We start from the raw sequence: 14,607 nt of genomic DNA, 5'->3' as shown, positions 1-14,607 counted from the left end.
ACATGTCAGAGGTGAGGTCGGTCGTCGCTCGCGACGACTTGTTGAGTCAGCGGATCAGGGAGCAGTGGAGCAGCCAGCTCGGCCGGCGGCTCGACATCCTGATCGCCGGGTGCGGATGGCCGGAACCGCTCGATCTGGCGCAGACGGAGTCCAGGGTCATCGGGATCGACGAGGACCTGCCCGCGTTGCGCAGGAGCACGTCCGCCCGCAAGGATCTGGACTCCTGGGCGCTGGGCGACCTGCGCTCGGTGCCGGTGCCCCCGCGGGCGTTCGACATCGTCTACGTCTCGTTCCTGCTGGAGCGGATCGAGCACTCCGAGCTGGTGCTCGACCGGTTGCTGACCGGTCTGCGCCCCGGCGGGCTGCTGCTGGTCAGGATGCGCGACCGGGCTTCGGCGTACGGGGCGTGCGACCGGCTGGCGCCGGCGAGGCTGCGGCGGGCGGTGTGGCGCAGGTTCGCCCCCGCGGGGACCGTGGGCCCGTTGCCCGCCGTCTACGAACAGATCGCCTCGCGCGAGGGGATGCATTCCTTCTGCCTGGTGCGCGGGCTGATGGTGACCGAGGACATCTCCGCCAGCAGCGGGTCCGCGCTCCGCGGGCCTCTCGGTAAGCTTGCCCGCGCCGCCTGCTCGGTGGTGGAGGCCCTCTCCAGGGGAAGCCGGCCCGCGTCTCACGACGAGATAACCATGGTGATCCGCAAACCCCAGAGCCATTTCGCCCGGTTGATCTGAGATCCGCCGGACCGAGGCACCCGGGATTCACCGGACCGGTGGATCCCAGGCTCGCCGGACAGGGACCCATCGTGAGCGGGCGAGGCAGGAAAGTCCGACGATCACGATGGTGGAGCAGATGACGGCGCCTTTCGAGTGGACCCCCGACGCCCGCGAGCTGGCCGACCTCGAGCTGCTGCTCTCCGGCGCCTTCAGACCGCTGGCGGGCTTCCTGAGCTCGGCGGACGCGCACGCCGTGGACGAGCGCGGCACGCTCGCCGACGGCACCCCGTGGCCCGCGCCGGTCACCCTCACCCTGCCGGACGACCACCCGGCCTCCCCCGGCGACCGGATCACCCTGCGCGACCCCGAGGGCGCGGCGCTCGCCGTGCTGACCGTCACCGGGCGCGAGAACGGCTTCGTCGCCGGTCCCGTCGAGCCCCTGGACGCCCCCGAGCACGGGCCGTTCGCCCGGCTGCGCCGTACCCCGGCGCGGGTCCGCGAGGAGCTGGGCGGGCGGAAGTCGGTCCTGGCCGTCACCATGCGCGGGCCGCTGGGCGACCTCGGTGAGATCATCGCGACCGCGCAGGAGCTGGAGGCGTCGATCCTGTTGCTCCCCCTGGCGTACGGCGAGGGCGGGCCCGCGGTGGTCCGCGCCGCGCTCAAGGCCCGCGACGGGCTGCCCGAGGACACGCTCGTGGCGGTGGTGCCGCTGGCACCCAGGGAGCCCGCCATCGACCTGGAGCTGCGCGAGCGCGTGGCCGAGGCCTACGGCGCGACCGAGCACCTGGCGGGCCCCGAGCCCGTGACGCTCCCCGGCCCCCCGCACCGCCGCGGGCTGGTGGTCTTCTTCACCGGCCTGTCCGGCTCCGGCAAGTCGACCGTCGCCCGGGGGCTGCGCGACGCGCTGCTGGAGCGCGGCAGCCGCACGGTGACCTACCTCGACGGCGACGTGGTCCGCCACCTGCTGTCGGCGGGGCTGACCTTCTCCAAGGAGGACCGCGACCTCAACATACGCCGCATCGGCTTCGTCGCCGCCGAGGCCGCCAGGCACGGCGGGCTGGCGATCTGCGCGCCCATCGCGCCCTACGCGGCCGTCCGCGAGGAGGTGCGGGAGATGGTCGAGGCCGTCGGCGCCGACTTCCTGCTGGTCCACGTGTCCACCCCCCTGGAGGAGTGCGAGCGCCGCGACCGCAAGGGGCTCTACGCCAAGGCCCGCGCGGGGCTCATCCCCGGGTTCACCGGCATCTCCGACCCGTACGAGGAGCCGGACGACGCCGACCTGGAGATCGACACCACCGGCATCAGCGTGGACCGGGCGGTGCACCAGGTGCTCGACCCGCTGATCCAGGGCGGCTGGATCCGGTGACCTGAGCCCGACGGCCAGGATCCGGCGATCCGGGCCCGGTGGTCCGGGCCCGGCGGGGGTCAGCCGGCGGGGACGGCGGCGTTGAGGCGCGCGTCGCGGGCGAGCTCACCGAAGGCCCTCCGGCCGCCGGGCGTGGTGTCGAACCGGGTGTCACCCCGGGGGGCGCGCGGCGAGTCGAAGTAGATCAGGGCCTTGATCTGCGGATAGTCGCCGATCTCCCGGCGTACCGAGGCGAAGAACGACTCCTTGAACCCGGGCCTGTCGTGACGCTCGAAGACGCCCCATTCGGCGAGCATGACGGGCTTGTCGGGGAAGCGTTCCCGCATCCACCGGTAGAACCCGTGCCACCGGGGGAACTCCGGACGGGTCTTGTTGACCAGCCCGTCGAAGCTGTGGACCCGGTGGTCGACGTAGGGGTCCATCGCCACCCAGTCGACCACGTCGTCACCGGGGTAGAGCTTCTCGAACCAGGGTTCGGACGCCCAGTTGGGCGCGCCCATGTAGGTCATCACCGTGACCGCGTTGGTCACGCCCCCGTGCCGCAGGCGCGTCACCACGTGCCGGAACATCGCGGCGTAGTCGGCCGCCGTCATCCCCTTGCCGCGGGCCTCCCGCACGTCGTCCTCCGGCTCGTGGTGGACGGTGAGGAAGAACTTCTCCGGGAAGGTCCTCACGATGTGGGCGGCCAGCCGGTCGATCCGCGCGTCCAGCGCCCCGTGGGCGATCTGCTCCCAGGTGTGGTCGAGGGACGGCTTCCAGTTGACCAGCAGGAGCCTGCGGCCGTCCGGGTCGCGGGCGATCGCGCGCTCCGCGGGGGTCGGGAAGAGCTCGTCGCCCCGGTGGTAGACGTGCATGATGTCGGCCGGCCGGCCCATACGCCTCTCCGCCCTGTCCAGGGCCCGTCCGGGAGGCCTCCCCGTGAAGATCTCCGGCGCGATGCCCCACCAGGCGCCACAGGAGGGGACGAGCTTGCCGCTGACCTCGCAGGCCGCCCGGGACGGCCCGGCGGACGGGTCCGGCGCGCCTGCGGCTCCCGGCGCGTCCGGGGCCCTCCCCGCGCCCGCGGCGTTCGAGGCCCGGCCGCCCCCGCTCAGCCCGGCGATCCCCAGCGCGAGGGTACCCAGCCCCAGCGCCAGGACGAGGCCGGAACCGGCGATTCTTACTACTCGCGGAATTACCTCTATAGCGGCATTTGTCTGATGCACCGGTTCCTCACAGATGTCGCGCGTACGCATTCATGGACGGTCCTCGACCATCACGGGGGAACACCTTCCCATCGCCCGGACGTGCCTCGTCCCTGACTTTGCCGGTCCGTGCCGTAGCCCCCGGGCGGACGACAGGAAATATCGGATAAACGGTTGTTATCTCCCTGTGATTAGCGGGAGCAACGCGAAGAAAATCTTGTGTATCGGTTCGGGGAAATGGAAACCAGACCTATAGTTCCTAGGGTTCCCAGCGTCTGTTCGCCGGAGAGGCACCAGCGACATATGAGCCCGTCACCGGACGCTCCCGTCCGCCGCGGAGGCGAGGACCTGGCGGACTACGCGTCGCTTCTCCGCCGCCGGTGGCCGATCGTCCTCTCCCTGTTCCTGGCCGGAGCCGGTTGCGGTCTCGCCCTGCTGTGGCTCACCCCGGCCTCCTACACCGCCTCCGGGCAGGTCCTGGTGACCGCGACCGGCTCGCAGGAGCAGACCAACCAGGTCACCGCCCGCCAGCGCGAACCCCTCAACCTCGACACCGAGGCCCAGGTGGCCCGATCAGCGGTGGTCGCGGCGAAGGCCCGCCGGCTGTTCGGCGGCCTTCCCTGTGCCGCGGAGGTCTCGGTGCCGCCCAACACCTCGGTTCTGGAGATCTCCTGCAGCGCCGCCGATCCGAAGGCCGCGGCCTCGGGCGCGAACGCCTACGCCCTCGCCTATCTGGCCCAGCGCCGCGAGTCCTCCGCCCAGATGCTCGCAGCTCAGTTCAAGGCCGTGCTGCTCAAGCTGCGGCAGACCAACGCGGGTCTCACCAAGGTCGCCACCGAGCTTCCCGGCCTCGGCAGGGGGACCACCGAGCGGGCCCTGGCCCTCCAGCGGCAGAACGTCCTCGCCCGCCAGGCTCACAGCCTCACCGCCAGGTACGACGCCCTCAAGACCGTCGCCGTCACCCCCGGCTCCGTGATCAGCCAGGCGGTGGCACCGGCCGGGCCCACCGCTCCCCGACCGCCCCTCTACCTGGGCAGCGGCCTCATGGCGGGACTGCTGTGCGGGGTCGGGGTCGCCTGGCTCCGCGACCGCCTCGACACCGCCCTGCGAACCGCCGCCGACGTCAGGCGCCTGACCGGCCTCGGCGCCGTCAACAGCGGGGAGACGCACGACCTGGCGGGCGCGGTGCTCGTGGTCGCCGTACCCGGCACCTCCTCGCGCGAGGTGAGGGACGCCGTACGGGCCCTGAACGAACGCGGGGTCCCCGTGGTCGGCGCGTTCGTCATCGGCGACGAGGCCCCGCCGTTCCCCGCGTCTCCCTCCGCGCGGGTTCCGGGCGTCTCGCAGGCGCCGCGGGCTTCCCACCTTCGGCAGTCCCCGACCGGCTCACAGATCCCGCTCGGCTCGCAGGCCCCGCGCATACCGCAGGCCTCGCAGGTCTCACAGGCCCCGCATGTCTCACAAGCCTCGCAGGTCTCACAGGCCCCGCATGTCTCACAAGATCCGCTCGTCTCGCAGGCCCCGCACGTCTCGCCCCCGCCGCGGTCCGGCGGGACGCGAGAGCGCGAGAGCCTCCCGAGGAGAGCGGGGCGACCTCTCGCCGGCCTGGCGAGCGGCGTGGCGGACGGCGTGGCGGACGGCGTGGCCACCCCCGAGCCGCCCGGCGAGAAGCCGGAGGCACCCGCCCGACCGGGAGCGCACGGGATCGGCGGGACCGGGGGGACCGGGACGAGCGGCGCGAGCGGCGACGGAGCGCACGGGGCGCACGGGGCGCACGGATCAGCCGAGGCGTCGGAGGCGCTGCTCGCGTCCCGGGCGTACGGGAACGTTCCACCCACCCGGCAGGCGGCGGGCGGGCGGAGGGGGCGCAGGTCGTGAGAGGACCGCGTCCGGCCGCCTGGCCGATCGCCGCGCTCCTGGTGGGATACCCGGTATGGTGGGCGCTCGGCTTCGGGGGCCTGTCGGTGATCGTGGTGGCCCCGGCGATGGCGCTGGTCCTGTGGCGGAGACGGCCGATCAGGGCGCCGCGCGGCTTCGGCCTCTGGCTGTTGCTCCTGGCGGGTTACCTGATCAGCGCGCTCATGCTCGGCGAGATGCCGCCCGGCACCTACGGCGAGTTCGGTGCCGGACGGCTGATCGGCTACCTGATGCGCCTGTGCCTCTACGTCGCGCTGTTGATCATGGTGCTCTATCTGGGGAACCTGACGGAGGAGGAGCTGCCGCAGCTCACCCTGGTGCGGATGCTCGGCGCGCTGTTCCTCACGACCGTCGCGGGCGGCCTGCTGGGCGTGCTCGCCCCGCGCGCCGAGTTCACCTCGCCGGTGGAGATGGTCCTCCCGGGCTGGATCAGCGGCAACCCCTTCGTCCACAACTTGATCCATCCCACTGCCGCCCAGATGCAGCGGGTCCTCGGCCACGCCTCGCCGCGCCCCGAGGCGCCGTTCGAGTGGGCCAACGCCTGGGGTGGCAACCTCTCGGTGCTGCTCGTCTGGTTCGTGGTCGGCTGGTGGGTGTACGGCGGGCCGCGCAGGCGCCTGGCCGTGGTGCCCCTGGTCGCGCTGGCCGCGATCCCCGTCGTCTACTCGCTCAACCGCGGCCTGTGGATCGGGCTCGGAGTCGCCGCCGCGTACGTCCTGCTGCGCCTGGGCACGCGGGCCCGCGTCGCGACCTGCGCGGCCCTGACCGCCGGGGCGCTGGTATTCGCCCTCAGCCCGCTGCAGGCGATGGTGACCCGTCGGCTCGACAGCCCGCACAGCAACGACATCCGCGCCTTCACCGTCTCGGCGACCCTCGCCGCCGCGGGCACCGCGCCGCTCGTCGGGTACGGCAACACCCGCAACGCCACGGGCAACCACCGGACGATCACCACCGGCAAGAGCGGGTGGTGCCCCACCTGCGGCCACCCGCCGCTGGGCGGGGACGGCCAGCTCTGGCACCTGATGATCACGCAGGGTTTCACGGGGGCCGCGCTCTACGTGGCGTTCTTCGCGGGGGCCGTCCGCCGCCACTGGCGCGACCGGAGCCCGATCGGCCTGGCGGGGGTCCTCGTGATGATCCTCACCCTCCTCTACATGTTCGTCTACGACGGGCTGGTCACCCCGCTCAGCCTGTACCTCGTCTCGTTCGCGCTGCTCTGGAGGAACTCGATGGCGAGCACGGCCGCATGAACGACGCCCGCGCCCGTCTGCGCTACCTGGACCAGACCCTCGACCTGCTGTTCCCCGGCCCCGGCGACCCGATCCCGTACACCCTGCTCCCGCACCGCCTGCTCCCGCGCAGGCTGGTCCCCCGCGCGTGGTGGCACCCGGGCGGGAGGGTCACCGTGCCGTCGGGGCGGGACGGCATCGAGAGCCACCTGAGCGAGGTGTTCGGCACTCCCGTCCGCGTCACGCTGCGCGTGCGGCCGGCCCGGCGGGCCAACCGCAAGCCGATCCTGGAGGCGCGCACCGCCGACGGGCCGATCGCCTTCGTGAAGATCGGCGACACCGACCTGACCCGGGAGCTCGTCGCCCACGAGGCGCGGACGCTCGGCCTGCTCGCCGGGGTGCCGCTGAAGACCGTCGTCCCGCCCGCCGTGCTGCACCACGGATCCTGGCGCGGCCTGTCCGTGCTGGCGCTGACGCCGCTTCCGGTACGGCGGGGGCGGATACCCGGCGACGTCCTCACCGACGCGATCGCCGAGATCGCCCGCATTCCCGGGGGTCATGTCCCGGAGCGCGCTCCCCTCGGCGGCCCTGCCGAAGGAAACCCGGGCCGAGGTCTCCCGGGACGAGGTCTCCCGGGACGAGGTCTCCCGGGACGAGGTCTCCCGGGACGAGGTCTCCCGGGACGGGAGAACCCGGCCCCGGGAGACCCGCTTCCCGGAGGCGCCCGTGCCGGCCAGGCCCTCGGAAACGCCGCCGGCCCCGGGCAGGCCCCCGGAAACCCGGCTCCAGCGGGCTCGTCTCCCGGAGACGCCCTCACGGACCGGGGTCCCGAAGAGCCGTCCGGAGAGCGGTTGTTCGCCTGGCACGGTGACCTGACGCCGTGGAACATCTCGCGAGGGCCCGACGGGCGGCTGCTGGTCTGGGACTGGGAGCGGTTCGGCACCGGGGTTCCGCTGGGCTTCGACGCCGTCCACCACTTCTTCCAGCGGGCGCTGCGCCGCGACGACCCGGCCACAGCGGCCAGGGCCTGCGTGGCGCGGGCCCTGCGGATCCTGGCACCGTTCGGGCTGTCGGCCGCCGAGTCCCGGCTGACCGCGCTCCGCTACCTGATCGCCCTCGCCGACCGCCACGCGGCCGACGGCCACGCGCCCCTGGGACCGCCGGAGCTCTGGCTCACCCCCCTCGCCGACTCCCAGGAGACCCTGCTGTGAAGCCCGCGTTGAAGCGTTCGATCCACGCGGCGTCGGGGGCCATAGGTCGCCTCACCTCGGGAAGCCGGGTGCTGCCCTCCTTCCTCATCATCGGGGCGCAGCGCTGCGGCACCACCTCCCTGTACCGCGTCCTGTCCCAGCACCCGCTCGTCCTGAAACCCGTCCTGCGCAAGGGCGTGCACTACTTCGACACGGCGTACGACCGGGGCCTGTCCTGGTACCGGGCGCACTTTCCGCTGCGGGCGTCGGCCTCCCGGCTGGCCCACAGGTACGGCTGCCGGCCCCAGGCGTTCGAGTCGTCGCCCTACTACCTGTTCCACCCGCTGGCCGGTCCCAGGATCGCCCGCGACCTGCCGGGCGCGAAACTGATCGTGCTGGTCCGCGACCCCGTCGAACGGGCCTTCTCCGCGCACGCCCACGAGCTGGCCAGGGGCTTCGAGACGGAGCGGTCCTTCGCCAGGGCCGTACGGCTGGAGGAGGAACGGCTGGCCGGGGCGGAGGAGGCCCTGATCGCCTCGCCGCACTCGACGAACCTGGCCCACCGCCACCACGCCTACCTCGCCAGGGGCCGTTACGCCGAGCAGCTCGCCCGGCTGGAACCGCTGGTCGGCCGCGACCGTCTGCTCGTCCTCGACAGCGGCCGGTTCTTCGCCGAACCCGACCTCGTCTACGACCGCGTGCTGGCGTTCCTCGGGCTGCCGCATCTCGGCGACCCGGTGTTCGAGCGGCACAACACCCGGACCAGGCCCGGTCCCATGTCCCGCAAACTCCGCCGCGAGCTGACGGCCCACTTCGCGGAGCAGGACACCCTGCTGATCCCGTGGCTGGGCGCGGAGCCGTCGTGGCGCCGCTGACCCCCACCCGCCTGGCGGGTTTGAGGGGGGTCGCGCGGGGCGGGGCGGCGGGGCTGGCGGGAGCGGGGGCGGGGGCGGCCGCGCAGTTCCTGACGGTCGTGCTGGTCACCAGGGAGGTGGGGCAGGAGACGGCCGGTCTCTTCTTCTCCGGAACCGCCCTGTGCCTGATGGTCGCCGCGGTCCTGCGGCTGGACGCCGGGAACGGGCTCGTCTACTTCATCGCCAGGTCCAGGTCCTCCGGTCACCGCTGCGCCTCCGGCTACGTCCGCGCCGCGCTCGTCCCGGTCGCCTCGCTCTCGCTGGCGGCCGGCGCGACGGTCATCCTCACCACCTCCGACCCGGTGCTGCGGGTGCTGGCGGTGGCCCTGCCCGCGGTGGCGTGCTCGGGCGTCGTGGTGGGCGCGACCCGCGGGTTCGGCTCGATGCGGCCGACCGTGCTGCTGGACGGGGTGCTGCAGCCGGTGGCCCAGCTGCTCCTGGTCGGGGCGGTGGTGCTCGCGGGCCGCGACTCCGTGCCGCTGCTCGCCGCGGCGTGGGCGCTGCCGTACCTGCCGGTGCTGCTGCTGGCCTCGATCTGGTTGCGCCGGCGGTCGCCCCGGGCCCCCTGCCCGCCGGGTGCCGCGCGCGACCTGTGGCGCCACACCTGGCCCCGGTCGCTGGCGGCCGGGATCCAGGCGGTGTTCCAGCGGCTGGACGTCGTGATCGTGGCGCTGCTGGCCGGGCCGGCCGAGGCTGCCGTCTACACCGCCGCCACCCGTTTCAAGATCGTGGGTCAGCTGGTCGGCCAGGGACTGGCGCAGGCCACGCAGCCGAGGCTGGTGCGCGCCCTGGCCGGGGGCGACCTGCCGCGTGCCCGCGAGCTGTACCAGTCGGCCACCCTCTGGCTGGTCCTGCTGACCTGGCCGGTCTGGCTGGGGTACGCCGCGCTCGCGCCCTGGCTGCTCGGCGCCGTCTTCGGGGACGGCTACACCGGTGGCGCGCCGGTCGCGTTCGTGCTGGCCGCCACGATGATGCTCGCCACGGCGTGCGGGATGGCCGACGTGGTACTGACCTCAGCCGGGCACACCGGGTCCAGCCTGGCCAATCTGGTCGCCGCGGTCGCGACGGCGGTCACGCTGGACCTGCTGCTGATCCCCTCGATGGGCTCGCTCGGGGCCGCCCTCGGCTGGGCGGGGGGCACGGTGGTCAAGAACCTGCTGCCGCTGTGGCGCATCCACCGCCTGTACGGCCTGCGCCCCTTCGGCACGCACAGCCGGACCGCCCTGAACCTCGGGCGCACACCGTGACCGCGCCACCCGGCCGCTCTGAACCTCAGGCGCACACCGTGACCGCGCCACCCGGCCGCCCCGGACTCCGTGCCCGCAGGCGCCCCGGCCGTTTCCAGGACCTGGACGGGAGGTGGGGGCCGTGACGCCGGTGCTGGTCACCGGCCTGCCCAGGAGCGGGACGAGCTGGACGGGCAGGATGCTCGCGGCGAGCGGGGAGCTGGTCTACGTCAACGAGCCGCTCAACCCCGAACACCCGCCGGGCCGCTCCCCCGGCGTCCTCGACGCCGTGGTCGGCCACCGCTTCCAGTACATCTGCCCGGACAACGAGCGGGCCTGGCTGCCCGCCTTCGCCCGTACGGTCGCACTGCGCTACGGATTCCGGGCGGAGCTGCGCCGCAACCGGTCACCGTACGACCTGGCGCGGATGGTCCGGTACGGCACGGCGTTCACGCTGGGGCGGCTGGGCGGGCGCCGGGCGCTGCTGGACGACCCGTTCGCGCTGTTCTCCGCCGGATGGTTCGCCGACCGGCTGGGCTGCCGGGTGATCGTCCTGTTGCGCGACCCGGTGGCGTTCGTCGGCAGCTGGCAGCGGCTCGGCTGGACGGTCTACTTCCACGAGCTGCTCGAACAGCCGTTGCTGGTGCGCGACCAGCCGCACCTGGAGGCGCTGCGACCGCTGATCGGCTCCCAGGACCGCGTCGCCAAGGCCGTGGCCCTGTGGCGGGCGGCAGGGATCACCGCCGCCGACCTGGCCGACCGGCACCCGGGAATCATGCTTGCCCGCTACGAGGACCTGGCCCGTGACCCCCTGACGGGCTTTCGCCGCCTGTACGAGTGGGCGGGCCTGACCTGGTCGGCCCGCGCCGAGGAGCGCGTCCGCCGCGCGTGCACGGCCAGGGCGGGCGCGGCCACCTCGGGCACGGGCTCCGGCGGCTTCGCCTGGAGCGGCCTGTCCCGCACGGCCTACCGGCCGATGGACTCGCGCCGCGCCCTCGCCGAGGCCGGTGCCCGGCTGAGCCCCGAGGAGGCCCTCCGGGTCAGGGAGCTGGCCTCCGCGAAACGCTGACGGCCGATCAGGGCGATGGCGATCGGGAAGCCCGGCGAAGGCCCCGGCGCCGGCGCTTCAAAACCTCACGGCTCACGATCTCAGGAGAAGAGCCCTCGCACGAGGGAGACCGTGAGGAGCCGGAGCGCGTACGGCAGGTCGTCGACCAGGTAGCGGCGGGCGAGCCTGCCCGGCTCCCGCGTCAGCCGGAAGATCCACTCCAGGCCGCCACGGCGCATCCATGCCGGCGCCCGCCGGACGGTGCCCGCGGCGAAGGCGATCGCCGAACCGCAGCCGACGAACCAGGTGCCCGGCAGGTCCCGGCGGAGCGAGGCGATGAGCCGCTCCTGCCGGGGGAAGCCGAGCCCGACGAAGACCAGCCGGGGTGCTGCGGCGATCACGGCGTCGCGCACCCGGGCGTAACTCTCGGGATCGTCCTCGAATCCGTACGGCGGGGCGTCGACCCCGGCGATCATCAGCTTCGGATGGCGGTTCACCAGCTCGCGGGCCGCCTGCGCGGCCGTGCCCCGGGGACCGCCCAGCAGGTACACGGGATGGCGGTAGAAGGCGGCGGCCTCCGACAGGGACCAGATCAGGTCTGCGCCGGTGACCCTGCCGGGGACAGGGGTGCCGAGCAGTCGCGCCGCCCACACCAGCGGCATGCCGTCGGCCACCGCCAGGTCGGCACGCTCGACGAACCGGCGGGCCCGGGGGTCTCGGGCGACGGTCCGGCTGATGTCGACGTTCGGGGTGACGAGGTGGCCGCCCTCACCGCGTTTCAGGGCGTCGACCACGTGGTCGACGACCTCGCTCTCGGTCATCGGGTCGATCGCGACCCCCGCCACGTGCACGCGCCTGCGCAGACGCCTGCGGGTGGCCTTGTCGGGCCGGGGTCTCCGGCGGGGGACGCCCGGGACCGCCCCCCGCCTGGCAACCGGCGTTCCGGCCCGCCCTGCGACGGCGGGCAGGCCGGGCACCGGATCGCGACCGGTGGTCGCGGACCGGTGGTCGGTGAGGGGTGGGATCGGCGTCACGGCGTCACGGGTGACCGGGACCGCGGCCCGCCTCACCACGGACGACATGACCGGCGAGTCGTGGCGCGTGACCGCCGGCGGAGGCTCGACGGCTCGGCCCGGCGCGGGAGGAAGGACCGGCAGACCGTAGCGGCCGGTCGCGCGCGGGTGCTCGACGGCCTGCCCCGCCGCGGACGGAACGAGCACCAGGCCGTGAGCGAGCATCGGACCGTGGCGGGGGAACACCGTCGGGCGCTCGACGGCCTGTCCCGCCAGGAGCGAGGCGACCGGCGGGCCGTGGCGCACGGGCACCGGCGGGCGCTCGACGGCCTGGTCCGTCGTGGACGACACCATCCAGGCACCGTGTCGGAGGGTCATCCGCGGCTGCTCGGTGATGGGTGCCATCAGATGCCGTGCCCTCGGTGGTTCAGGACACTGAGCATGGTCCTCGCGGGGACCAGGCCCGCCGCCACCGCGAGCGCGATGGGCGCGCGGGGCTCGCCGTGGCGGGCGGTGAACGCCCGCCAGGCCCAGCGGCCCGCCTCCCGCCGCTGGCCGAGGGCCGCGTGGTGGAAGGCGAGCTGACCGTAGACCCGCGCCGCGCCGCGCGGATCCACGGCCAGATCAGGGTGCCGGGCGAGCATCCACTGCAGCCCGGCGATCCGGTCGGCCCAACGGGCCACGTACGAGGAGCCACCCCAGCGCACCCGGACCAGGGGCCGGTCGACGTGCACGATGGGGTGTTGGGCGGCGGCGCGCAGCGCCAGGTCCCAGTCCTCGTTCTGGCCCTTGGGGGCGCTCTCGTCCACCCAGAGCCCGCCGCGCCGGAACAGGAAGGTCGAGGAGTGCACCATCACCATCCGCGAGCGCACCAGGTGGCGGTAGGTGACGCGGCTGGTCCCGGCCAGCCGGGGGATGCGGCGCGATCCGTACTCGACCTCGATGGCGCAGCTGCAGAAGCGCGCGTCCGGCTCCGCCTCCAGGGCGGCGACCTGGGCCTCGATCTTCCCGGGCAGCCACTGGTCGTCGTCGTCGCAGAAGGCGACCATGTCGGTGCCGAGCGCCGCGATGCCGGTGTTGCGGGCACCGGGCAGGCCCGGGGTGAGCCGGTTGGCCATCACCCGCACGCCGCGCGGGGGCGCCTCGCGCCGGCCGGGCGCCAGTGCCCGGCTGGCCAGGAGGTCGGCCACCTGGTCGGCGACCGAGGCCGGATCACCGCCGTCCACGACGACGACGACCTCGACGGGGCCGGGGTGGTCCTGTCCGAGCACGGCGAGCGTGGCCGCGCGCAGCTGGTCAGGCCGGTGTCCCCGGGTGGGGATGACGACACCCACCGATGTGTTCAAGCGAATCTCCTGTGATAGCCATACTTGATCATGAGGGGCCAGGTCAGCGCGGTGACCAGGCGCGACTGCCGGGGCGACGCGACGGCACGCCAGCTGTCGTCCCTGGTCAGCTCCGTGCGGCCGACCGTGAAGCGCACGGGGTTGCCCGAGGCCGTGTGCGCCGTCGAGAGCTCCGCCCAGCGGCCCGAGAGGAAGTCGAGGCGGCACGGGAGGCCGATCCTGGCCACCACGCGCCTGAGCGTGTCGGCGGGGGCGTCGAGCAGGTCCTCGTAGCGGATCCGGGTGACCGGGACGCCCCTGCGGGCGAGGAGTTCGAGGCTGAGATTCTCGCTCAGCCAGTGCAGCGAGGTGCGGGAGGGCGACCAGTGGGTCATCGGGCGCCCGTCCTCGGGACGCGCGACCCTCCTGCGCCAGGAGTGCGCGACCGCGCGGGGGTCGCGGACCACGTGGACGACCTGGACGTCGACCCCGGCCGCCGCGAGGCAGAAGGCCAGCGAGGCGTGCTTGCTGGAGTCGATCACGACCGGGCAGTCGGCGACCTCGCCCGCCGCGTTGTACAGGTCACGGTGGACCGCGGCGTACTCGTCCAGCTCGGCGGTGCCGGGCGTCGGCCACCTGCCGGTGCCCGCCTGCTCCTCGGCCAGCAGCCTGGCCAGGGTCGGGATGCGCCGGGTGCGGTCGACGCGGGACCTGAGCGCGATCATCCGGTGCGCCAGGCCCTCGGACCAGCCGCCGAACGCGCGCTCGCCGACCTTCTCCCAGAAGGGGCACGACCCGAAGGGCTCGCCGCATCCGCAGGACTCGTCCGCGAGCGCGCTCCTGGCCCAGAGGTGAACGACCTCGCCGAGCGGCGCGATGCCGGGGACCTCCCCCAGCAGGCGCTCGAGCAGCGTGGTCCCGCTGCGGCCGAGGCCGCCCAGGAATACCACCCGAGCAGGTGACGGACTATCAGACACAGGCACGAATCCTTACCCGACGGATACGGAACGTGCCGAGGCTAGCGCGGAGCGTAACGGAGGAGTCAGAGAACGGACAAAGGATCTACCCAGCGGGTGTAACGCCGCCCGTCTCCTGAACGGGAAGGGGCCGCAACCTCGCAACCCGGCGCCGAGCAGGCCCGTGGCCGGGCCGCGGACGCGAGGGGGGTGCGCAGCTCCACGAACGACGACCGGCACCTCGGGAGGGGCTCCGCGTGCCGGGCGGGCTTGTCGGGAGGCTCGGAAAGGACGATCCACCGGCGCCGCGGACAGCTCAGGGAACGGCTCCGCGGACAGCTCCGGGAACGCGGACGGCTCAGGGAACGGCTCCGCGGACGGCTCCGGGAACGTGGACGGCCCCGGGAACGGCTCCGTGGAGGACAGCTCAGGGAGCGGCGAACCGCCCGCGGCCCGGCGTGACCCCCCCCCGTCGCGCGCCGGGGACGGGGGACACCCGGCCGGCGGGGGGGGGGTGGTTAGGGGC

The 14,607-nt window shown here is 73.8% G+C and carries 12 protein-coding genes; 8 read left to right on the top strand and 4 right to left on the bottom strand.

The genetic code is table 11. From position 1 onward, the window contains the following. The first annotated feature begins 2 nt into the window (after positions 1–2). Together AB0G15_RS35140 and cysC are read left to right on the top strand one after the other, a co-directional pair. Positions 3–731: a class I SAM-dependent methyltransferase gene (locus tag AB0G15_RS35140; protein ID WP_362848437.1), complete on the top strand. Its 729-nt coding sequence runs from the start codon at positions 3–5 to the stop codon at positions 729–731. A gap of 118 nt (positions 732–849) precedes the next feature. Next, complete coding sequence (gene cysC / locus AB0G15_RS35135; RefSeq protein WP_362848434.1) at positions 850–2,079, top strand: adenylyl-sulfate kinase; 1,230 nt, start codon at positions 850–852, stop codon at positions 2,077–2,079. 59 nt (positions 2,080–2,138) lie between these two features. Here cysC and AB0G15_RS35130 read toward each other — a convergent pair whose 3' ends face one another. After that, positions 2,139–3,284, bottom strand: a complete 1,146-nt coding sequence (locus tag AB0G15_RS35130) for a hypothetical protein (RefSeq protein ID WP_362848432.1) — start codon at positions 3,282–3,284, stop codon at positions 2,139–2,141. A 282-nt stretch (positions 3,285–3,566) separates the two neighbouring features. Between AB0G15_RS35130 and AB0G15_RS35125 the strand changes: the two genes are divergently transcribed. From AB0G15_RS35125 to AB0G15_RS35100, 6 genes are all read left to right on the top strand, one after another. Beyond that, positions 3,567–5,141 carry a hypothetical protein gene (locus AB0G15_RS35125; protein ID WP_362848429.1) on the top strand — a complete coding sequence of 525 codons (1,575 nt, stop codon included), beginning with the start codon at positions 3,567–3,569 and terminating at the stop codon, positions 5,139–5,141. After that, the gene (locus AB0G15_RS35120) at positions 5,138–6,430 is read left to right on the top strand and encodes a hypothetical protein (protein ID WP_362848427.1); all 1,293 of its coding nucleotides are present in this window, start codon (positions 5,138–5,140) and stop codon (positions 6,428–6,430) included. Before AB0G15_RS35125 ends, AB0G15_RS35120 begins: the two co-directional genes overlap by 4 nt. Continuing rightward, entirely contained in the window at positions 6,427–7,620 is a 1,194-nt protein-coding gene (locus AB0G15_RS35115; protein WP_362848424.1) for a hypothetical protein, read from the top strand. The genes AB0G15_RS35120 and AB0G15_RS35115 overlap by 4 nt, the downstream gene beginning before the upstream one ends. Next, positions 7,617–8,474 carry a sulfotransferase gene (locus AB0G15_RS35110; RefSeq protein ID WP_362848421.1) on the top strand — a complete coding sequence of 286 codons (858 nt, stop codon included), beginning with the start codon at positions 7,617–7,619 and terminating at the stop codon, positions 8,472–8,474. Before AB0G15_RS35115 ends, AB0G15_RS35110 begins: the two co-directional genes overlap by 4 nt. Further along, positions 8,441–9,760 (top strand): oligosaccharide flippase family protein, encoded by a 1,320-nt coding sequence (locus AB0G15_RS35105; protein ID WP_362848418.1) that lies wholly within the window; start codon positions 8,441–8,443, stop codon positions 9,758–9,760. Before AB0G15_RS35110 ends, AB0G15_RS35105 begins: the two co-directional genes overlap by 34 nt. A gap of 121 nt (positions 9,761–9,881) precedes the next feature. Then, positions 9,882–10,808 carry a sulfotransferase gene (locus AB0G15_RS35100; protein ID WP_362848415.1) on the top strand — a complete coding sequence of 309 codons (927 nt, stop codon included), beginning with the start codon at positions 9,882–9,884 and terminating at the stop codon, positions 10,806–10,808. Between the two features lie 80 nt (positions 10,809–10,888). Here AB0G15_RS35100 and AB0G15_RS35095 read toward each other — a convergent pair whose 3' ends face one another. Genes AB0G15_RS35095 through AB0G15_RS35085 form a run of 3 tightly spaced genes read right to left on the bottom strand, consistent with a single transcriptional unit; the run spans position 10,889 to position 14,075 of the window. Next, on the bottom strand, positions 10,889–12,154 hold the full coding sequence (locus AB0G15_RS35095; RefSeq protein WP_362848412.1) for a WecB/TagA/CpsF family glycosyltransferase: 1,266 nt from the start codon (positions 12,152–12,154) through the stop codon (positions 10,889–10,891). Positions 12,155–12,204: 50 nt separating this feature from the next. Further along, positions 12,205–13,146, bottom strand: a complete 942-nt coding sequence (locus tag AB0G15_RS35090) for a glycosyltransferase (RefSeq protein WP_362848409.1) — start codon at positions 13,144–13,146, stop codon at positions 12,205–12,207. Continuing rightward, positions 13,143–14,075, bottom strand: a complete 933-nt coding sequence (locus tag AB0G15_RS35085) for a sulfotransferase (RefSeq protein WP_362848406.1) — start codon at positions 14,073–14,075, stop codon at positions 13,143–13,145. The genes AB0G15_RS35090 and AB0G15_RS35085 overlap by 4 nt, the downstream gene beginning before the upstream one ends. Positions 14,076–14,607: the final 532 nt, after the last annotated feature.

It is taken from the genome of Streptosporangium sp. NPDC023825 (genome assembly GCF_040639575.1).
Classification (GTDB): domain Bacteria; phylum Actinomycetota; class Actinomycetes; order Streptosporangiales; family Streptosporangiaceae; genus Streptosporangium.
The sequence above is the reverse complement of the archived record's forward strand: the minus strand, read 5'-3'. Positions and strand labels throughout refer to the sequence as shown.